This is a genomic window from Faecalibacillus sp. H12, assembly GCF_013361255.1.
Lineage (GTDB): Bacteria > Bacillota_I > Bacilli_A > Erysipelotrichales > Coprobacillaceae > Faecalibacillus > Faecalibacillus intestinalis.
Map to the genome: position 1 here is coordinate 1 of NZ_JABWDK010000011.1, position 20,385 is coordinate 20,385.

The 20,385-nt window shown below is 26.9% G+C and carries 21 protein-coding genes and 1 CRISPR repeat array; of the genes, 16 read left to right on the top strand and 5 right to left on the bottom strand.

The features are described from left to right. Nucleotides 1–98: 98 nt before the first annotated feature. From HUU89_RS08565 to HUU89_RS08585, 5 genes are all read right to left on the bottom strand, one after another. Nucleotides 99–584 carry a VanZ family protein gene (locus tag HUU89_RS08565; protein ID WP_175301531.1) on the bottom strand — a complete coding sequence of 162 codons (486 nt, stop codon included), beginning with the start codon at nt 582–584 and terminating at the stop codon, nt 99–101. A gap of 49 nt (nt 585–633) precedes the next feature. Next, nucleotides 634–2,034, bottom strand: a complete 1,401-nt coding sequence (locus tag HUU89_RS08570) for a hypothetical protein (protein WP_175301532.1) — start codon at nt 2,032–2,034, stop codon at nt 634–636. Continuing rightward, nucleotides 2,027–2,914 carry an ABC transporter ATP-binding protein gene (locus tag HUU89_RS08575; protein ID WP_175301533.1) on the bottom strand — a complete coding sequence of 296 codons (888 nt, stop codon included), beginning with the start codon at nt 2,912–2,914 and terminating at the stop codon, nt 2,027–2,029. Before HUU89_RS08575 ends, HUU89_RS08570 begins: the two co-directional genes overlap by 8 nt. Beyond that, nucleotides 2,911–3,279, bottom strand: coding sequence for a GntR family transcriptional regulator (locus tag HUU89_RS08580; protein ID WP_032091623.1), 369 nt, complete (start codon nt 3,277–3,279; stop codon nt 2,911–2,913). The genes HUU89_RS08575 and HUU89_RS08580 overlap by 4 nt, the downstream gene beginning before the upstream one ends. Nucleotides 3,280–3,369: 90 nt before the next feature. After that, on the bottom strand, nt 3,370–4,182 hold the full coding sequence (locus HUU89_RS08585; RefSeq protein WP_175301534.1) for an AAA family ATPase: 813 nt from the start codon (nt 4,180–4,182) through the stop codon (nt 3,370–3,372). Nucleotides 4,183–4,343: 161 nt separating this feature from the next. On the opposite strand from HUU89_RS08585, the gene HUU89_RS08590 reads away from it, so the two are divergent. The 16 genes from HUU89_RS08590 (at nt 4,344) to csn2 (ending at nt 19,126) form a co-directional block, all read left to right on the top strand. Next, on the top strand, nt 4,344–4,853 hold the full coding sequence (locus HUU89_RS08590; RefSeq protein ID WP_175301535.1) for an AAA family ATPase: 510 nt from the start codon (nt 4,344–4,346) through the stop codon (nt 4,851–4,853). Next, nucleotides 4,846–5,139: a Dabb family protein gene (locus HUU89_RS08595; protein WP_175301536.1), complete on the top strand. Its 294-nt coding sequence runs from the start codon at nt 4,846–4,848 to the stop codon at nt 5,137–5,139. The genes HUU89_RS08590 and HUU89_RS08595 overlap by 8 nt, the downstream gene beginning before the upstream one ends. After that, complete coding sequence (locus HUU89_RS08600) at nt 5,136–5,645, top strand: GrpB family protein (RefSeq protein WP_175301537.1); 510 nt, start codon at nt 5,136–5,138, stop codon at nt 5,643–5,645. Before HUU89_RS08595 ends, HUU89_RS08600 begins: the two co-directional genes overlap by 4 nt. 2 nt (nt 5,646–5,647) lie before the next feature. Next, entirely contained in the window at nt 5,648–6,046 is a 399-nt protein-coding gene (locus HUU89_RS08605; RefSeq protein ID WP_175301538.1) for a hypothetical protein, read from the top strand. Nucleotides 6,047–6,055: 9 nt separating this feature from the next. Next, nucleotides 6,056–6,592 (top strand): phosphohydrolase, encoded by a 537-nt coding sequence (locus HUU89_RS08610; protein WP_175301539.1) that lies wholly within the window; start codon nt 6,056–6,058, stop codon nt 6,590–6,592. Between the two features lie 74 nt (nt 6,593–6,666). Continuing rightward, nucleotides 6,667–7,578, top strand: a complete 912-nt coding sequence (locus HUU89_RS08615) for a hypothetical protein (RefSeq protein ID WP_175301540.1) — start codon at nt 6,667–6,669, stop codon at nt 7,576–7,578. A gap of 160 nt (nt 7,579–7,738) precedes the next feature. Beyond that, nucleotides 7,739–8,539: a zinc dependent phospholipase C family protein gene (locus HUU89_RS08620; protein WP_175301541.1), complete on the top strand. Its 801-nt coding sequence runs from the start codon at nt 7,739–7,741 to the stop codon at nt 8,537–8,539. 3 nt (nt 8,540–8,542) lie between these two features. Continuing rightward, nucleotides 8,543–9,778, top strand: a complete 1,236-nt coding sequence (locus tag HUU89_RS08625) for an MFS transporter (protein ID WP_175301542.1) — start codon at nt 8,543–8,545, stop codon at nt 9,776–9,778. Between the two features lie 60 nt (nt 9,779–9,838). Then, nucleotides 9,839–10,138, top strand: a complete 300-nt coding sequence (locus tag HUU89_RS08630) for a helix-turn-helix domain-containing protein (RefSeq protein ID WP_175301543.1) — start codon at nt 9,839–9,841, stop codon at nt 10,136–10,138. Between the two features lie 70 nt (nt 10,139–10,208). Next, nucleotides 10,209–12,695 carry a heavy metal translocating P-type ATPase gene (locus tag HUU89_RS08635; protein ID WP_175301544.1) on the top strand — a complete coding sequence of 829 codons (2,487 nt, stop codon included), beginning with the start codon at nt 10,209–10,211 and terminating at the stop codon, nt 12,693–12,695. 2 nt (nt 12,696–12,697) lie between these two features. Next, entirely contained in the window at nt 12,698–12,961 is a 264-nt protein-coding gene (locus tag HUU89_RS08640; RefSeq protein WP_107029910.1) for a metal-sensing transcriptional repressor, read from the top strand. A 322-nt stretch (nt 12,962–13,283) separates the two neighbouring features. Further along, nucleotides 13,284–17,276: a type II CRISPR RNA-guided endonuclease Cas9 gene (cas9, locus tag HUU89_RS08645; RefSeq protein ID WP_175301545.1), complete on the top strand. Its 3,993-nt coding sequence runs from the start codon at nt 13,284–13,286 to the stop codon at nt 17,274–17,276. Continuing rightward, on the top strand, nt 17,273–18,142 hold the full coding sequence (gene cas1 / locus HUU89_RS08650) for a type II CRISPR-associated endonuclease Cas1 (protein WP_175301546.1): 870 nt from the start codon (nt 17,273–17,275) through the stop codon (nt 18,140–18,142). The genes cas9 and cas1 overlap by 4 nt, the downstream gene beginning before the upstream one ends. Before the next feature lie 10 nt (nt 18,143–18,152). Continuing rightward, complete coding sequence (cas2, locus tag HUU89_RS15015; protein ID WP_254697740.1) at nt 18,153–18,257, top strand: CRISPR-associated endonuclease Cas2; 105 nt, start codon at nt 18,153–18,155, stop codon at nt 18,255–18,257. Nucleotides 18,258–18,272: 15 nt separating this feature from the next. After that, nucleotides 18,273–18,452, top strand: coding sequence for a hypothetical protein (locus HUU89_RS15020; protein ID WP_254697738.1), 180 nt, complete (start codon nt 18,273–18,275; stop codon nt 18,450–18,452). Beyond that, on the top strand, nt 18,449–19,126 hold the full coding sequence (gene csn2, locus HUU89_RS08660; protein ID WP_175301547.1) for a type II-A CRISPR-associated protein Csn2: 678 nt from the start codon (nt 18,449–18,451) through the stop codon (nt 19,124–19,126). The genes HUU89_RS15020 and csn2 overlap by 4 nt, the downstream gene beginning before the upstream one ends. A gap of 34 nt (nt 19,127–19,160) precedes the next feature. Continuing rightward, nucleotides 19,161–19,988: direct repeats of the CRISPR family, unit length 36 nt; unit sequence GTTTTAGAAGTGTGTTATTTTGAATGATTACAAAAC. Nucleotides 19,989–20,385 lie beyond the last annotated feature (397 nt).

Below are 20,385 nucleotides of genomic sequence, written 5' to 3' on the forward strand. Positions count from 1 at the left end.
TCAAGCCTTAGCATTAAGTTAATTATTTTTTGTCCAACAAAGTCGGTTCACTTCAGAGACCTCATTTTTATTATGCACAATTGTGAATAACTTGTGATTTATGTGCATTCATTGTTTATAAGAATAATAATAATCAAAGAAACAAATAAAATCGTTACAATGGCTGCTAATGCTAAAATAATTCTATTGGTCTTCTCTTTAAAAATCTTTTTTAAAAGATAATAAAGACCAACACCGACAAGTACTCCTGTTGTATTCGTAATTAAATCTGTAATATCACTTGCTCCAAGACAAAAGATATATTGAGATAATTCTAATGAAATGCTTAATAGAAAACCAAGAAATATTGTTCGATCACTATTAATATTTAATGTTTTTAAATAGAGCCCAAAAGGAATAAAAATAATCAGATTATCAAGAACTTCTCTTATTTGATAAGTTGTCTTATTTGGATAATAAAAGGGAATTAAATTAATGCTTCTAAAATGTGGTAATTGATCAATAGAAACAGATAATTTAAAAAGTATGATCCAGATGACTAAAAATATGTAAATAGTAAATAATATATGTGTAGTTTTTTTCATAAAGACTCCTTCTATAGAAATAGGTTGATGAAGCATCAACCTATTTTAATTAACTTTTAAATTTGTAAAGATTGTATTTAGCCACTAAATCTAATACTTTTTCAATATTTTTTTCTTCGATAACATAATCACGACTTGCATATCTACCTAGATCAGTTGGTGATTGAATTGAATAATAAACACCTATTGTATAAAAATTTTTATTGATTGGATCATTGTAAAAATCATCATATTTTGTAATGAGTTTTTGATTGATAATATCGTTTATAAAATTCACGAAATTTGTATTATCTTTAGATGATTTCTTTGGACCAGTACTATAATTAATATCAGTTACATCGATTCCTTTATATTTAAGTTCAGTTTTTGTTTCATAGTTAGTCATAAATGAAAAACTAAAACTAGCTGATCTAATTGAGGAAGTAGATGGTACTTCATAAATTGAATGAAATCCTTTTGTATTAGCATAAATACTTGAAAAACCGATACAACTTACGACTAAAAGAATAAAGATCGTTGGGATTTTCCAATTAAAGTAAACTTTTCTTTTAGAAAAATAATACATAATTAAATAAATCATAAAGATTATTGTAAATGATAGAACATTTGATTTGAAATCTGTGGTATACATAACAAGTAACATCGCAAATGTTCCAAGAATAATAATTGATGGATACATAAAGAATGATTTTGTATGTGATTCACTTTGTTCAACTGTACGCTTGATAAATAAGCGATAGTTTACAAAAGAGAGAACTAAACTGATGATCAACCAATAGATTGATGAGATATGAGTTACATGTAGTTCTATATATTTCATTTGCGCTAATCCATTATAAGGAATACTTAAATAATAAAGAATAGCATTAAGACCTTGTGTATAATTTCCTTCACCAAGCATCATTTTATATACGATATTTGTGGCACAATTATTAAGTGCAATATAGATAAGTAGAGGAAGGAAAATATAAGCAAATGAACAAATAAAGTTATCAACACTATTTTGGGTTAAAAGAGTAATTGTTGTAATAAAAGTATTCATCGCAAACATATGGACGATTGTTATAATTATTGTTAGAATAAAGCCGCCAAAAGAAATATTCATTTTATAAGCAACAATGCTTTGAGTAATGAGTTGATAAATAACAACAGGTAGAATAGTTGCAAAGTAAGAAAATAGACTTGTTGTTAAGTAAAGTGATTCTTTCTTTATTGGTAAGGAAAAGTAAAGAATATTACTTTTCTTTTTTTGTAAAAAAGAAAATAAATAAATAGGTACAATACATGATAAACCTAATCCATAAACAAGAGAGAGTGTGCCTGTTAAATCTAATGAAGGTGTATACTCATTAAATACCCAAAAAGGAATAATGATACCAACAAGATAAATAAGAATAAGATATTTCTTATTTTGTTTTATTAAATATTTAAAATAATCTTTATTAATCATAGACACCATACCCCTTTCTTTCCATTTCATAAATAAATATTTCTTCTAAATTTACAGGTAAAACTTCTAACATAATTGGATTGAACATTCTTAAATAATCTTTAATTTCATTGATGTCTCCTTTAACAACCATATTAATCACTCTTGATTGTTTATGGAAAGAGAGAACATCTAAATGACTGAATTCTTCTTTGTTTAATTCTTCTTTAAAAGCTAATTGTATTTTATGAATATGATCTTTAATATCATAGAGATCACCCGATGTTGTCATACATCCATTGTCTAAAATCCCAAAGCTATCACAAATATCTTCTAATTCTCTTAAATTATGAGATGAAATAATGACTGTCATATTTTCATCAATGATTTGATTAATAGCTTTTTTAAAAGCTAAACGCATAACAGGGTCTAAACCATCAAAAGCTTCATCTAATAATAAATATTTTGGTGCAATTGCAAGTGCTAAAGCAAACATTGCTTGTCTTTTCATTCCTTTTGAATAGTCTTTTAAAGGTTTATTTTGTGGTAAACGGAATAAATTGACATAATGTTGATAGGTTTCTAAATTGAATTGTGGATAAAAAGTAAGATAGAAATCTTTCATTTCATCAATAGTAGCAAAGTGAAAATAGTAGGGATCATCACTAATGAATAAAATATCTTTTTTAACATCAGGATTTTCATAAACATCTTTTCCATCAAATAAAATACTTCCTTCATCGCATTTAGAAATCCCATTTAATAAATAAAGTAAGGTTGATTTCCCAGCTCCATTAGGACCAATCAAACCAAAAATACTTCCTGAGGAAATTGTGACATTTAAATGATTTAAAACATTTTTATTTTCAAAAGATTTCATCACATCTTTAATTTCAATCATACAGTTTCCTCCTTATATACTTCTTCAATAATTTCTAATAATTTGTCTTTGGTAATTTGATGCTTTTTCATTTCATTGACACATCCTTTAAAATCATCTAATTTATCGTCTTTAATCAATTGATCAGTTTGATTATCAGCAATAAAACATCCTTTTCCTTTAATGGAATAAATATAACCTTGGTTCTCTAATTCTTGATAGGCCTTAGAAACAGTATTAGGATTAACGCCAATATCTGTTGCAAGAGATCTTACCGAAGGTAATTTATCATTAGGAAGTAAAATGCCAATAGAGATAAATTCTAAGATTTGTTTTTTGAGTTGTTCAAAAATAGGAACTTTACTTTGAATATCTATTATAAACATAGAGTCCTCCTAACTGTATTAGTGTCACTAGTACACTAATACAGTATAATACATTTAATGATTTGTCAATAAGGTAAAGAAAAAAAGAACTCAATCATTGAATTCTTTTTCGTGTTTTTTGAAAAAATCATAAAAATAGCGAACATTTTCTAATTTATACCAAGGGGTAACTTCGTATTCTCTTGCATCTAAATTATAAATTTTAGCGTTTAAAGTACCTAACATAAAAGGAGAGTGTGTCGCAATAATAAACTGACACCCTAAATAATGTGTTAGTTCATTAATTTCTTGAGCTAAAGCAACTTGATTTGCAGGAGATAAAGAAACTTCTGGTTCATCTAATAAATAAAGAGCATTTGGTAAAAGATATTCTTGAAAGAACTGTAAAGAGGTTTCACCATTGGAATACTTTTCTTGAGAAAAAATGATATTTTCAATACGTTGTTCTTTCTTTTTATTTAAAACACTTTGTGCTTTTTCTAAAGATAATCTTTCTTGCATATAATCATAAGTTAAACCATGTTCTAAAATAGCTTTTTGTTGTATTTTTTTAATTTCATATAAAATATCTTCACTTTTAATATAACGACTATTTTCAGGTAGTTGATAAAAAGGAATACCATTTTCATTGCTGCCTAAACTATAAGCACATTCATTTTCAAATCTTTCACAATAATTTTCATAGTAGGCATTACTTGCAGGCATTTCTTTTCCTTTTATTTTTAATTTACTAGCAATGATGTTAAGAAGTGTGGATTTTCCACAACCATTATTTCCATAAAAAATGGTAATAGGTGCAAAAGAAAAAGGCTCTATGTACTTATCTCTAAAGATATTATAGGGATAAATATTAGGATTTTTGAGTGTTTGATTGCTTAATTTAAAACTACTTAAATAGATCATAGAATGAACCTCCTTTAATAATTTTATTTTATTGAACTTTCAATATAAAAACAATTGAGAAAGTTAATAAAAATTATTATTTTTGTTTAAACAACTAAAGAAAGAAGTTATATAATTATTGATAAATATTTTGTATAATATTTTAAAAAGAAGGGAAAGTTATGAAAAAATTATATTTAATAGGTGGAACGATGGGCGTTGGTAAAACAACAACGTGTCAGGTCCTTAAAAGAAAGTTAGATAGAAGCGTTTTTATAGATGGAGATTGGTGTTGGGATATGCATCCGTTCATAGTTAATGAAGAAACAAAAAAGTTAGTTTTAGAGAATATCTGTATGTTATTGAATAATGATTTAAAATGCAGTGTATTTGATCATATTATTTTTTGTTGGGTCATGCACGAACAAAGTATTATTGATGTTCTACTTTCACATCTTGATTTAAAAGATGTAAAAGTGATATCTATTTCTTTAGTTTGTCAAAAAGAAGCTTTGGAAAAAAGAATTCAAAAAGATATCAATCAAGGAATTAGAAAACCAGATATCCTTGCTCGTAGTGTAGAAAGATTAGAAATGTATCAAAAATTAAATACATATAAAATTGATGTTTCTAATAAAACAATTGAAGAAATTGTTAAAGAAATAATAAAAGTAGGTGATGAAAATGATTAGACATATTTTATTTTGGAATTATACAAAAGAAGTTAAAGAAAACCATTTAGAAAAAGAAACACTTCAAAAATTAAAAGAATCGGTTCAAACTTTAGAAGGAATTGAAGGCTTATTATGTGTGGAAATGGAAGAAAACTTGACTTCAGGTTATGATCTTGTTTTTTATAGTGAATTTGAAAATTTAGAGGCATTAAAGAATTTTCAAAATCATTCATTACATGAAGCACATAAAAAGCGTTGTATGAATCTTGTTTGTGAGCGTTTATGTGGAGATATTGAAAGATGAAAACAGAACATATTGAAGTTGTAGATTATGATTCGAAGTGGGTAAATGATTTCAATCAAATTAAAGGGGAAATAGAAGAAGCTTTAAAAGATTTAGTGCTTGCTGTTGAACATGTAGGAAGCACTTCTGTTCCTTTACTAGCAGCTAAACCAATCATTGATTTAGATGTTGTTATTGATCAAAATGATTTAAAAGAAGTTATTTATCTTTTAGAAAATCATGGTTATATTTATGAAGGCGATTTAGGTCTTAAAGATCGCGAAGCTTTTAGATATGAAGGAAAAGAGCATTTAAGAACACATCATCTTTATGTATGTCCACAAGATTCTAAAGAATTGAAACGACATCTTGCTTTTAGAAAGTATTTAAGAAAACATCCAAATACTGTAAAAGAATACGGTAAAATTAAAAAAGAAGCAGCAAAGTTGTATCCAAATGATATTGAAAAATATTGTATGTATAAATCACAAATTATTGAAAAAATTTATAAGGAAATAGGTTTATAAAAATGAAAAAAAGTTATAAAGGATTTATGGCATGGCTGGTTTTATTTTGTGTAGGTGTGTTGGCGATTATTCTTATGGATATCAAGAATATAGATTTAGTAGGTTTGGTTTTAGGTAATTATATATTTATAACTCTTGCCATTCTTACGGGCATGATTTATAAAAATGAGGCAATCTATTGGTATACAGGGATTTCTTATCAAGAAGCATGTGCGGTTACAAGCAAACAAAGAAAAGAGTATGCGTATAAACATTTTATAAGATTTTTAATGGTTTGTTTAGGTTATTTTGTTTATTCAATTATTGCCTATTTTTTATCATTTTCATTTGGCATGAGTATCATTATTTGTTGTCTTTTAATGACAGTTTGCGCATTAAGTACGGTGTCAATTAAGTTATAGGAGTATTTTATGAGTTTTATTACAACGTATACAAAAAAATATTTTGATCCATTAAATGTTGATGAAAGTTTATTAGATATTAAAGATATTGCACATGCACTTTCTTTAATATGTCGAGGAAATGGACATGTTCAATATTTTTATTCCGTAGCTCAACATAGTCTTGCTTGTGCTAAGGAAGCAAAGGCAAGAGGATATAGTAAAGAAGTTATTTTAGGATGTTTGTTGCATGATGGAAGTGAAGTTTATTTAAGTGATGTTACAAGACCAATAAAAAAAGAGCTTACTTATTATTTAGAAGTGGAAGATGTTTTACAAAATGTTATTTGGAAACATTTTATTCAAAGAGATTTAACAAAAGAAGAAACTAAATTAGTTTTTGAAATTGATGATGAAATGTTATCTTTGGAACTAAAAGAATTATTAAATGATGAAATCAATTGGGATTATTTAAAGTTGCAAAGAAAAGTTGATTTAAGTTTTGTAACTTTTGAAACAATTGAAAATGAATTTATAGAATTTTATAAAGAGACGATGGAAATTTAAAATCGTCTTTTTCTTTACCCTTTCCTTATTTCTGTGCTAAAATTTGAGTATATATTTTTAAGGGGGACTCTTATATGGAACATGTTACATTTGATGAATTTTTTGATTTTGTAAAGAATGAAGATGCCAATTGGTATATTCCTGGCCTAAAAGAATATTTTGAAGGTTTAAATCAAGATGAAATTTATATACAAGACAATTTTTTGGGAAAACTTGTTTTTCAATTTAATAAATTTGAAAATAATTTAAAGAAAGCTGTTTTTGATAAGTTTATCTGTTATAGAAAAATGACAGATGAAAAAGAAAAAAGCAAACTTAAAAACAGTGCTAATGAAATAGCCAATGTTGATTTAGAAAGTGCTTATTCTTACAATGAACTTTTTGACAATGTTTCTCATAACAAATTATTAGAGGATATCAATAAATATAATAATTGTGGGGATGTTGATTTTGATCTTGGAATAGAATTAAGATTTAATGAAATATATGATGAAGAAACTTTTAACCAAGGTTCTTTAGATATTATAGGAAGTGTTTCATTTAACTCACATAAAAGTGGAAAAGTCTTTGATTTTCCATTTACCATGACCATTGGTTTAGATTCATATTATTTTGAAAAAGATGGGGATATCTATAAGATATATAAATTTAGGGAGTTCTATGCTTTTTCTAAAATTTATGGTACAGAAGATACAATTCATTATAGATATAGAAAAAATGATTTTCCATTAGAAAAATATGGTACATATGGTGTACATGTTGATAGTGATATTCCTTTTACCAGTGATAAGTATTCAATTTATATGTTTAGAAATGACTATGCCCCATTTAAATATGCTTTCCAATATGACTGTCTAACTCATTTAGTTAAATCTGAACTTGGGAAAGAGCTTTTAGAAAATGGTGCTAAAGAAGATTTATTAAGAATTCTATACAATAGGATAGCTTATGCTGTTGATGAAAGCCTTATGCCAGAATATGATTAAGATGTTATCTTTAAAACAATTGAAAATGAATTTATAGAGAAACGATGAGATGAATCATCGTTTTTTTACTTTTACTTAACATTTCTTTTCGTAAAAATGATAGTTGATTATCTTAAAAATAAGTATGCTTTTTCTAAACTAAAGAAAGGGAAATAAAAAAATGCCATCAACTTATGCACATTATCGATTTGGACAAGAAGTTTTAAAAGAACTACCAAACGATATCAAAAAAATAATTATAGAAAATAAAGAACTCTATGATATTGGACTACATGGTCCAGATCTCTTGTTTTATTATTTACCATTAAAAACCAATGAAATTAATTCAATAGGTTATAACATGCACGAAAAAACAGGAAAAGAAGTCTTTGATACTTTTAGAAAAATGATGACTTCTAAAAAACAAATCAATCATTACCTAGCTTATTATTATGGATTTATTTGTCATTTTTCCTTAGATGCAACGTGTCACGGTTATATTGAAAAAAGAATTCATGAAAGTGGAGTATCACATGGAGAAATAGAAGTTGAATTTGATCGTTTTTTAATGATTGAAGATGGATTAGATCCGATAAGACATAAACTTACCAATCATATTATTCCATCTATTGATTATGCAAGAATCATTGCTCCTTTTTTTAATGTAACAGCTCAACAAGTCGTTAAATCATTAGAAAGTATGAAATTCTATAATGATTTATTAATTGCACCCTCAAAATTAAAAAGAAAGTTTATTTATGCATTACTTCGTATTACAGGAAATTATCAGGAAATGCACGGTTTGCTTGTTAATTATGAGGCTAATCCTTTATGTAAAGATAGTACAGAAAAATTAAATCAATTCTATAAACAAGCCATCAAAAAAGCTGTTGAATTGATCAGTGAGTATGTGCAGCTTTCATCATTAGAAAAAACAAAAGATGATTTTTATCAATATACATTTAGTGGGAAAAAGGAGTAAAATATGAAATTTAAGATGACAACTGAAGAAAAAAACTGGGTGCTCTATGATGTAGGCAATTCAGCTTTTGTTTTATTAGTATCAACAATTGTACCGATTTATTTTAATTATCTAGCTGAAAAAGCAGACTTATCTTCGGTAGATTATTTAGCTTTTTGGGGTTATACGGCTTCGCTTGTGACAATTATTGTTGCTTTTTTAGGACCGGTATTAGGTACATTAGCTGATACAAAAGATTATAAAAAACCGCTTTTTACAATGATGTTACTTATTGGATGTATTGGTTGTTTTCTTCTAGGATTTATCAACTATTGGTTTGTCTTTTTAATTGTGTTTTTAATTGCTAAGATAGGTTTTTCCGGAAGCTTGATTTTCTATGATTCGATGCTTTCTGATGTAACAACGCCTGAACGTGTAGATCATGTTTCTTCTCAAGGATATGCCTGGGGTTATATTGGAAGCTGTGTCCCTTTTGTTGTCTGTCTTCTTCTTGTTTTAAATGCTGGAAAGATTGGACTATCTATGGAAATGTCAATGATGATTTCTTTTGCTATTATTGCTTTATGGTGGTTTTGTTTAACACTACCACTTTTAAAAACATACAAACAAAAGTATTATGTAGAAAGACAACCCAAAGCGATTTCAAATAGTTTTAAAAGATTAGGAACGACTTTAAAAAATATTAGAAAAGAAAAAAAGATTTTTTTATTCTTATTAGCGTTTTTCTTCTATATTGATGGGGTTTATACCATTATAGATATGGCAACAGCCTATGGAACAGCTTTAGGGTTTGAAAGTACAAGTTTATTACTAGCTCTTTTACTTACCCAAGTTGTCGCCTTTCCCTTCGCAATTTTATTTGGAAGACTTGCAACAAAATATAATACTTCAAAATTAATCGTTATTTGTATTTTAGCGTATTTAGGTATTTCTATTTTTGCTATCTTCCTTACAAAACAATGGCAATTTTGGGTGTTAGCTATTTTGGTAGGAATGTTTCAAGGAGGAATTCAATCGTTATCAAGATCTTATTTTACAAAAATCATTCCTTCAGAAAAATCGGGAGAATATTTTGGTTTGATGGATGTATGTGGTAAAGGAGCTTCTTTTTTAGGAACAACAGTGATTAGTGTTTTATCACAATGGACAGGACAAGTTAATCTTTCTCTAGGAGCGCTATCTATTTTCTTTATGTTAGGAATTGTTTTTTTTAAAATGTCTGAAAAAAGAGAAGGTTAGTGAACTACAAGTTCAATGACAGCCTTCTTTTTTTATTTTAAAATAATAGTGGTGATAGAAATGAAGAAAAAATTAATAAATCCTTTAAAAATAGGAAAGAATTTAAAAAGATGTGTTGATCAAATGGGGTATAAAGTAAAAGATATTCAAGAGTATTTATGTTTAGAATGTCCTCAACCAATTTATCGTTGGTTTAAAGGAAGTACATATCCTTCAATTCATCATTTATATGCATTAAGTTGTTTATTTGGGGTAAGTATGAATGAATTAATTGAAGAAGATGAAAGAAAAGGATGGGGTTATCGTATTTATCAAATGAAAGAGGGGAAAATGACATTAGAAAATCAAGAAATTTTGTAAGCGTATTTCTTGCTTATTTTTTAGTATTCAAGTATGATATAGATACCCTATAGGGGTGGGAGGTGTTTGGATGAAAAAGAAATATGATGTCGTTGGGATGACATGTAGTGCTTGTTCAACTCATGTAGATAAAGCAGTAAGAGGGTTGGATGGTGTTGATGATGTTAATGTCAATTTATTACAAAACTCAATGACTGTTGAATTTGATGAAAATAAACTAAGTGAAAGTCAAATTTTTGAGGTCGTAGATAAAGCAGGTTATAAAGCTCAAAATATTGGTGAAAAACAGGTTTCAAATGTTCAAGAAAATGAAAATGAGCATAAAAAGAAGAATTTGATTCTATCATTTATTTTCTTGATTCCTTTATTTTATATCAGTATGGGACATATGATGAATTGGCCTTTACCAAGTATTCTCTTAGGTCATGAAAATATGATGATCTTTGTTTTAGTTCAATTGTGTTTAGTTGTTCCTATTATGTTTATTAATAGAGGATATTATATTCGAGGATTTAAAACTTTATGGAATAGAAGTCCAAATATGGATTCCTTGATTGCCTTAGGTTCTTCAGCAGCTTTTATTTATAGTTTATATGCAACATTTATGATGGCTTATTATCTAGGAAGAATGGATATGGATATGACCCATCATTATATGATGCAACTTTACTTTGAATCGGCAGGAATGATTTTAACGTTGATTTCTTTAGGTAAATATTTAGAATCACGTTCTAAACAAAAAACGTCAGAAGCGATTGAAAAATTGATGAAGCTGATGCCTTCAACAGCTATTGTCTTAAAAGAAGGGAAAGAAGTTGAAGTGGCCATTGAAGATGTTCAAATTGGTGATGTTGTGATTGTTAAACCAGGTAACAATATTCCTTTGGATGGAAAAATCATTCAAGGACATGGTTCTATCAATGAAGCGATGATTACTGGAGAAAGCTTACCGGTCGATAAAACAGTTGGTGATCAAGTTATTGGTTCAACCAATAACTTAGATGGTTATATGCAAGTAGAAGTTAGTCATGCTTCAAATGATACAACGCTTTCTAAAATCATTCGTTTAGTAGAAGAAGCAGGCGCTTCTAAAGCACCAATTGCGAAACTTGCCGATAAGATCAGTGGTGTCTTTGTACCAACCGTTATTACAATTGCAATTATTACTTTCATTTTATGGTTGACCCTTGGAAATAAAGATTTCCACTTTGCCTTAAACTGTGCAATTTCAGTCCTTGTTATTTCTTGTCCATGTGCTTTAGGGCTTGCCACTCCTACAGCAATCATGGTTGGAACAGGGAAAGGGGCTAACTTAGGTATCTTAGTTAAATCAGCACAACATTTAGAAGAACTTTCTAAATGTGATACGATTGTTTTAGATAAGACGGGAACACTTACTGAAGGAAAACCTCAAGTTACAGAAGTTTATCCAATTGGTGTAAGTGAAAATGATCTATTGAAATATGCGGGTTCGATTGAACAATATTCTAAACATCCACTTGCCAAGGCGATTCATAGTTATGTTTTAGAACAAGGTTTATCTATTGATTCATTAGATCATTTTGAAATGAAACAAGGATTAGGACTTGTAGGTAATTTAAAGGGAGAAATTCTTTTATCAGGAAATAGACGTTTGATGGAAGAAAATGATGTTGATCTTTCTTCGATTGAAGATCTCTATAAAGAATTATCATCTAAAGGAAAGACACCTTTATTCTATAGCTATGCCGGTCAACTTATTGGTTTAATCGTTGTTTCAGATGTCTTGAAACAAACAAGTAAACATGCCATTGATTGTTTAAAAGATATGAACATGAATATCTATATGTTGACAGGAGACAATCAATTGACAGCCAATGCGATTGCTGATGAATTAGGTATTGAAGCTATTGGAGAAGTCTTACCACAAGATAAAGAAAAACATGTAAGAGACTTACAAGAAAAAGGACATCGTGTCATCATGGTGGGTGATGGAATCAATGATGCACCCGCTCTTGTTAGAAGTGATGTTGGTATTGCAATGACTTCAGGTATTGATATTGCGATCGAATCTGCTGATATCGTTTTAATGAAAAATGATTTACAAGATGTTGTTGTGGCTTATGAACTTTCAAAAGCCACAATTAAAAATATTAAAGAAAACTTATTCTGGGCATTCTTCTATAATGTCATTGGTATTCCTGTTGCTGCAGGAGTGTTCTATTCAATCTTTGGCTGGTTGTTAGATCCAATGTATGGAGCAGCAGCAATGTCATTAAGTTCTGTCTTTGTTGTATCGAATGCACTTAGATTAAGATTCTTTAAACCAAAACATCAAATTATTCAAATACGAGAAAATAGGAAAAAGGAAGAAAAGAAAATGAAAAAAGTATTAGTAGAAGGAATGATGTGCGAACATTGTAAAGCACATGTAGAAAAAGCATTAAATGCTATTGATGGTATTCAAGCAACAGTTGATCTAGAAAAAAACTGTGCTTTTGTAGAAGGTGAAACTGACGAAGCAACACTAAAACAAGCCATTGAAGAAGCTGGATATACTTATAAAGGAATTGAATAAGTATGATGGCCGATAAAAAACAGGTTACAAGACTTTTAAAAACCGCAAGAGGACAAATTGATGGTATCTTAAAAATGGTGGAAGAAGATCGCTATTGTATTGATATTTCACATCAAATCATGGCAAGTGAAGCGATTTTAAAAAGAGCCAACAAAGAAGTCTTAAAGGCACACATGACACATTGTGTACATGATGCAGTTAATAGTGAAGATTGTGATCAAAAAATAGAAGAAATGATTAAAGTATTAGATAATTTATTGAAATAAGAAATCTTGAAAAAGGTTTCTTTTTTTATGTAAAAAAGCATAATACCGGCTTATATAAGCCGGTATTTAGAAACTTGTGGGTTTATAATGTAGATAAAAGAATTTCTAATAAGGTAAATATTTTAATTGCAAGGCGTGAATGGTACAATAGTTAATATAAAATAAAAAAAGTTCCGAAGAACTTTTTTAATCACCTAAGTGATGTCAAATAATTGACGCTTTAGCATAAGCTTTATTTTAACTGTGTTGTGTTATTTTGAATGATCAAAACCTATTTGTTTTGACATAAATAGAATAACGCTTAAGAAAGGGGATGTCAATAGTGAAAAATAGAGAGAATATAAAATATTATATAGGTGTAGATATTGGTACGAATTCTGTAGGTTGGGCTGTTATTGATGAAAATGGAAATTTGTTGAAAAAAGGGAAGCATCATTTATGGGGATCACGTTTATTTGATCAAGCTCAAACTGCCCAAAATCGTAGAAATTATCGTTCTTCACGTAGAAGATACAATAAGAGAAGACAAAGAATTGGATTATTGCGATTGATTATGAGTGATATGGTATTAGAAGTTGATCCATCTTTTTTCATTCGTTTAGAAAAAACAACTTTTTTGGATAAAGAGGATAAAAAAGCTATATTAAAAGATAATTATAAAATGAATTATAATTTATTTTGTGATGAAGATTATAATGACAAAAAATATTTTAAAGATTATCCAACAATCTATCATTTAAGAAAAAAATTATGTGAAAGTGATGAAAAAGCAGATCCAAGATTAATTTATTTAGCTTTACATCATATTGTCAAATATCGCGGGAATTTTTTATATGAAGGACAAGAGTTACATTTAGAATCATCTAATAAAGAAGAAGATTTAAAAATACTTTTTGATATCCTTGGTAAGAATAATGATACAGTTTATGATTTTAGTGAAGAACAAATTCAATTTATATTAAAAACTGTTGTTGAAAATATTTCTAAAACAGCAAAAGTAGATGAATGTATGTCACATTTAAAATTAAATAGTGAAGATAAAAAAATAGTTAAAGAATTTATGAGAGGATTGGTTGGAAATAAATTCAATGTAAGTAAGTTATATATGCATGAAGATTTACAATTTGATGATGAAGATTTAAAACTACAATTTTCAGATAAATCTTATGAAGAAAAAATAATTGAATATGAAAATGTATTAGAAGAAAAAATGGAATTTATTGATTTGATGCAACAATTTTATAGTTGGATAGAATTAAGCAAGATTGTTGGTTCTGATAGTCAGCACGTTTCAATTTCAGATGCAATGGTTAATATTTATGTAAACCATAAAGAAGATTTGAAAGCTTTAAAAGAAATGATGTTAAAAATTGGTAAAAAAGAATATGATGAAATGTTTAAACCAACTTCAAAGAGTATTGTCAATTATTATAATTATGTAAATCCTGTAGCGTGTTCAGGAGATAAAACGGATGGTTTCTATAAATATGTAAAGAAAGCAATTGAAAAATCTGATGATTCAAGAAAAGATGAAATTCTTCAAAAGATTGCTAACGAAACTTATATGTTAAAACAAACAAGTAAAAATAATGCTTATATTCCTTACCAAATGCAAAAAGATGAACTTATAAAAATATTAGATCATCAAGAAAAATATTATCCTGTTTTAAAAGAAAATAGAGATAAAATTATTTCAATTCTAGAATTTAGAATACCTTATTACTATGGACCTTTAGATGGTAATAAACAATTTGGGTGGCTGATAAAGAAAAAAGGCAAGGAAAATGAAAGAATATTACCATGGAATCATCAAGAAATTGTTGATGTCCAAGAAACAGCAGCACAATTTATTAAAAAATTGACAAACTATTGTACATATTTGCCAATAGAAAAAGTAATGCCTCAAAAATCATTAACATGTTCTATGTATGAGGTGTTATCAGAAGTTAATAAAATAAGAATTGATGGAAAATTGTTGCCTATAGATACAAAGAATAGATTGATTGAGGACTTGTTTTTTAAAAGAAAAACTGTTAAAGAAAAAGATTTAATTAACTGGTTAAAACAAAATCAATTAACAGTTGGTGAAATAACAGGTTATCAAAAAGAAAAAGCATTTTCATCTTCTTTAGCACCATGGATTGATTTTAAAGAAATATTTGATGAAATAAATGATAGCAACTATGATTTAATTGAAAAAATTATAGAAGATATGACAATTTTTAATGAAGGAAGTATTTTAAAAGAAAGATTAAAAAAAGCTTATAATTTAGATCAAAATAAAATTAAAAAAATTATGAAATTAAAATATTCTGGTTGGTCAAGGTTATCTAAAAAACTTATAAATGGTATTAGAGCTGATAATAAGTTTGGTTCAAGTGTTTCTATATTAGATGTAATGAAGGAAAGTCATATGACTTTAATGGAAATCATCAATGACCAAGATTTAGGTTTTAAACAAATTATTGAAAAAGAAAATTTCAAAAACGAAACAGGTTCTTTTGAATATGAAGATATTGAAAATTTAGCAGGATCTCCAGCTCTTAAAAGAGGAATATGGCAAACATTACAAGTTATTGAAGAAATTAAAAATTATATGGGGCATGAGCCTAAAAATATCTACATAGAATTTGCTAGAGAAGAACAAGAAAAAGTTAGAACTACAACAAGAGTAAAACAATTAAAATCAATATATAATGATATCAAAAATCAATTAGATGTTCATGGAAAAGAAGTATATTCTAATTTAAATAAGCAAGATGAAAAAAGTTCTATTGAAAAAAGATTATATTTATATTACACCCAATTAGGAAAATGTATGTATAGTGGTGAATCATTAGATATTGATAAATTATCAAATTACGAAATTGATCATATTTTTCCTAGAACACTTACGTCAGATGATAGTTTAGATAACTTGGTATTAGTTAAGAAAAAAGAAAATCAAAGAAAATTAGATGATTTAGTTTTACCTTTAGAAATAAGAAATAAAATGGAAGTTTTTTGGAAAAAACTATACGATAATGGATTAATAACACAAACAAAATATTATCGATTAATGAGGGATGAATTTAGACGAGATCAAATTGATAAATTCATTAATAGACAATTAGTAGAAACAAGACAAATTATTAAGCATGTTGCTAATATTATTGAAAATCATTATGAAGATACTAAAGTATTTACAGTAAGAGCTAATCTATCGCATGAATTTAGAGAAAAATACGAAATATATAAAAATAGGAACGTAAATGATTTTCATCACGCTCATGATGCTTATATTGCTTGTATTATTGGTCGATATATACAAATAAGATTTCCAGGATTAGAAGCAAAATACGTTTATGGTCAATATATGCAAAATGTAAAGAATACAAAAAACAATATTGATAAAGAAAATCATGGATTTATCATAAATAGTATGAAATATGAATGTATTGACGAAGATACAGGAGAAGTTATTTGGAATCCAGAGAGAATTTTAGATTACATTAAGTGTTTTAATTATAGAGATGTATATATAACTAAAAAATTAGATACGAATAATAGGGAACTTTTCAACGTGACTATTTTACCAAATGATAAGAATAGTGAAAAAGGAAAGACAAGAGCAACGATACCAGTAAATAAATTGCGTAGTAATGTACGTAAGTATGGAGGATTTAGTGGATTACAAAGTGATATTGTGGCTATTGAAGGAAAGAAAGGAAAGAAGATAGATCGAAGACTTATAAATCTTCCTATTTTATTGCGATATGTATCTATCGAGGATCAATGTAAATATATTATGGAAAATAATAAATACAGCGATGTTAAAATAATTAAAAAGATAAAGAAAAATCAGTTAATTGAGATAGATGGTGGATTATACTACTTATCATCAGCAACAGAACTTGTTAATGCGCACCAATTAATATTAAATAATAAGGAAAATGAAATTATTTTTGAAATTAATAATGCAATGATTAAAAATGATTATAGCTATTTTGAAAACAGAGAAATAGAAATAACTAAATTATATAATCTGCTTTGTGATAAGATGAAAAAATATTATCCAAAGTATAAAGGAATTTATGAGAAAATACTAACTAAAAATATAGACTTCAATATTCTTGAAATTGATTTGAAATGTAGAGTTATATTAGAAGTTTTAAAGATTCTTAAAGCGGGAGCTATTAATGGAAATTTAAAATTTGAACCATATAATATGACTGATCGAGAAGGAAGACTTTCTAAACAATCGATTCATTTAGATAACACTTACTTTTATGATGTTTCTATAACAGGTATATATTCTAAAAAATATAAGTTATGACATGGAGAACAGTAGTTATAACTAATAAAGCAAAATTATCTTATAAAAATGATTACTTGATTGTAAGAAATGATGAAGTAAAATTAATTCATTTATCAGAAATTAATACTCTTATCATTGATACAACAGCTGCAACCATGACTTCCTACTTAATATCTGAAATGTTAAGTAGGAAGATTAAGATAATTATTTGTGATAAAAAAAGAAATCCACAAGGAGAAATAGTTTCCTATTATGGAAGTCATAATACAAGTGAACAAATTTTTAAACAAATAAAATGGGATGATTATTGTAAAATTATTTGCACAAGAATAATTGAAGAAAAGATAATTAATCAAGCTAATTTTTTAAAAGAGTTAAATATTGAAAATTATCAGATGTTATATGACTATGTAGGTGATTTGGTTTTATTTGATGAAAGTAATAGAGAAGGTCATGCAGCAAAGGTTTATTTTAATAGTTTATTTGGAAAATCTTTTACTAGAGAAGATCAATGTGATATCAATTATGCATTAAATTATGGATATACGATATTATTATCTCAATTTAATAAAGAAATTGTTTCTCAAGGCTATTTAACACAGTTAGGTATTAAACATCACAATGTATATAATAGTTTTAATTTATCTTCGGATTTAATGGAGCCTTTTAGACCATTGGTAGATAAAATTGTTAAAGAGAATTTTAATGAAAGATTTGATGGTGGCATGAAAGTAAAATTAGTGGATGTGCTAAATCATAAGGTAAGAATAAAAGGAAAAGATCAATATGTTTCCAATGCTATTAGTATTTATGTAAAGAGTGTATTTAATGCAATAGATAAGAAAGATGTTGATTTGATAAATTTTTTTGAATATGAGTTATAGATATATGAGAATGATAGTGTTTTTTGATTTACCATCTGTTACTTATGTTGATCAAAAAGAATATAATAAATTTCATAAATTTTTAATAAAAAATGGATACATTATGATGCAATAAAGTGTATATACAAAATTGGCATTGAACAATTCTATTGTAATAAGCGAAAGAGATAAATTAAAAAAGAATAAACCATCAAAAGGATTAGTTCAGTTATTGGTCATTACTGAAAAGCAATTTGCGCGTATTGAATATGTTGTAGGAGATAAGAAAACAGATGTTGAAGATACAGAAAGCAGGTTGATTATATTATGATTATGAAAATAATGGGATTTGATATAGAGGTTGATATTAATAAAGATAAGACAAATATATTGGTAATTGATGATCATAAATTATTTGGAAGTTTTTGTTACGATCTTAATAGAAAAGATACTGAAAAAATTGTTTTTATAGATAATGATAAGTTAGTAAACATAAAAGATATTATTATTTTTAATGATATATTAAGTTTTAATTTTAATGATAAAACTATTATTACTAAATTATATAATAAGTTATCTAAAAGTATAATATCGAATGTAGAGATTGATAATGAATTAAAAAAATATTTTATGAAGATTTCAAATATTTTATATGATGAAATTGAATACTATAATGTTGATATTGATTTAAATGAAGAAATAGATTTAGTGAAATATTTTAAATTAGCAGGAATTGAGTTTGATAATAAATATAACAATCTAATCGATAAATTTATAGATATATTAGAAATATATTCAGAGCTATATGATCAAACAATGATATTTATTAATGTACTAACATATTTTTCAAATGAAGAAATTAGAGAAATATTAAAGTATATAACTTATAAAAAAATAAGTGTTTTATTTTTAGAAAATAGTTATAATAGGAGTGTGTATTTTGAAAATAAATATGTCATAGATGATGATTTCTATGATTATATCATTCATGATGACAAAAGTTAGTGTTGGCTTTTATAACTTTAAAACCTGATTTGAGGTTTTAGAAGTGTGTTATTTTGAATGATTACAAAACTGTAATGTTTGCTATCTAATCCTTTAGCTTGTTTTAGAAGTGTGTTATTTTGAATGATTACAAAACTACAAAATCAACAATCACTACTATTGAAACGTTTTAGAAGTGTGTTATTTTGAATGATTACAAAACATATATAAATTACGAATATAATAAATTTCAGTTTTAGAAGTGTGTTATTTTGAATGATTACAAAACCAATTCAAGTGATTTTAATAATATTGCTAAGTTTTAGAAGTGTGTTATTTTGAATGATTACAAAACAACAATTGAAGATATCGAAAAAGGTAATATGTTTTAGAAGTGTGTTATTTTGAATGATTACAAAACTACAAAATCAACCATCACTACTATCGAAACGTTTTAGAAGTGTGTTATTTTGAATGATTACAAAACATTAGTAATTTGAATACCATTTTCCCACTTGTTTTAGAAGTGTGTTATTTTGAATGATTACAAAACTTTACCAATGGCATCTCTCATTACTCTTGAGTTTTAGAAGTGTGTTATTTTGAATGATTACAAAACAACTGCAGTTCCATTTACTTTAACAGTAACGTTTTAGAAGTGTGTTATTTTGAATGATTACAAAACGAATGAAAATCTTCAATGGGCTTTAGGCGAGTTTTAGAAGTGTGTTATTTTGAATGATTACAAAACTGGAGTAAAATTAAAAGCTATCGATTTTAGGTTTTAGAAGTGTGTTATTTTGAATGATTACAAAACTAATAATTCATAGGGAGGGTACACATCCAAGTTTTAGAAGTGTGTTATATTGAATGATTACAAAACTTTATCACTCCTGGTGCTTTTTAGAAAGTGGTTTTAGAAGTATGTTATTTTGGAATAAAAATATTCTAGCAAAAATCCATAGTTTTATAGTTGTGTTTATATTTTGAATAGTAATAAAAAATCTAGAGATTTCTTCATCTCTGGATTAAGTGTATTTAAATATAAATTTATAATATATAACTTAATTGACCATCTGAAACAGGTGGTGATTAGGTGTCAAGTTTTGTACATGTAAAAGCCATAATTTTACTTATAAAATTATGGTTTAAATTTTATGAATTCAAATCTTATTTAAAAAGATGTGTCATATGGTTTATTAAGATATATAATAAAAATATTTACATAAAATAAAAAACAACCCGAAGGTTGTTGTTTATTAAATGGCGTCCACGAAGGG

Excerpts from the sequence above, each read along its gene's own strand:
- HUU89_RS08565 (WP_175301531.1), bottom strand. The coding sequence starts at position 584 with ATGAAAAAAACTACACATATATTATTTACTATTTACATATTTTTAGTC.
- HUU89_RS08570 (WP_175301532.1), bottom strand. The coding sequence starts at position 2,034 with ATGATTAATAAAGATTATTTTAAATATTTAATAAAACAAAATAAGAAA.
- HUU89_RS08575 (WP_175301533.1), bottom strand. The coding sequence starts at position 2,914 with ATGATTGAAATTAAAGATGTGATGAAATCTTTTGAAAATAAAAATGTT.
- HUU89_RS08580 (WP_032091623.1), bottom strand. The coding sequence starts at position 3,279 with ATGTTTATAATAGATATTCAAAGTAAAGTTCCTATTTTTGAACAACTC.
- HUU89_RS08585 (WP_175301534.1), bottom strand. The coding sequence starts at position 4,182 with ATGATCTATTTAAGTAGTTTTAAATTAAGCAATCAAACACTCAAAAAT.
- HUU89_RS08590 (WP_175301535.1), top strand. The coding sequence starts at position 4,344 with ATGAAAAAATTATATTTAATAGGTGGAACGATGGGCGTTGGTAAAACA.
- HUU89_RS08595 (WP_175301536.1), top strand. The coding sequence starts at position 4,846 with ATGATTAGACATATTTTATTTTGGAATTATACAAAAGAAGTTAAAGAA.
- HUU89_RS08600 (WP_175301537.1), top strand. The coding sequence starts at position 5,136 with ATGAAAACAGAACATATTGAAGTTGTAGATTATGATTCGAAGTGGGTA.
- HUU89_RS08605 (WP_175301538.1), top strand. The coding sequence starts at position 5,648 with ATGAAAAAAAGTTATAAAGGATTTATGGCATGGCTGGTTTTATTTTGT.
- HUU89_RS08610 (WP_175301539.1), top strand. The coding sequence starts at position 6,056 with ATGAGTTTTATTACAACGTATACAAAAAAATATTTTGATCCATTAAAT.
- HUU89_RS08615 (WP_175301540.1), top strand. The coding sequence starts at position 6,667 with ATGGAACATGTTACATTTGATGAATTTTTTGATTTTGTAAAGAATGAA.
- HUU89_RS08620 (WP_175301541.1), top strand. The coding sequence starts at position 7,739 with ATGCCATCAACTTATGCACATTATCGATTTGGACAAGAAGTTTTAAAA.
- HUU89_RS08625 (WP_175301542.1), top strand. The coding sequence starts at position 8,543 with ATGAAATTTAAGATGACAACTGAAGAAAAAAACTGGGTGCTCTATGAT.
- HUU89_RS08630 (WP_175301543.1), top strand. The coding sequence starts at position 9,839 with ATGAAGAAAAAATTAATAAATCCTTTAAAAATAGGAAAGAATTTAAAA.
- HUU89_RS08635 (WP_175301544.1), top strand. The coding sequence starts at position 10,209 with ATGAAAAAGAAATATGATGTCGTTGGGATGACATGTAGTGCTTGTTCA.
- HUU89_RS08640 (WP_107029910.1), top strand. The coding sequence starts at position 12,698 with ATGATGGCCGATAAAAAACAGGTTACAAGACTTTTAAAAACCGCAAGA.
- cas1 (WP_175301546.1), top strand. The coding sequence starts at position 17,273 with ATGACATGGAGAACAGTAGTTATAACTAATAAAGCAAAATTATCTTAT.
- cas2 (WP_254697740.1), top strand. The coding sequence starts at position 18,153 with ATGATAGTGTTTTTTGATTTACCATCTGTTACTTATGTTGATCAAAAA.
- csn2 (WP_175301547.1), top strand. The coding sequence starts at position 18,449 with ATGATTATGAAAATAATGGGATTTGATATAGAGGTTGATATTAATAAA.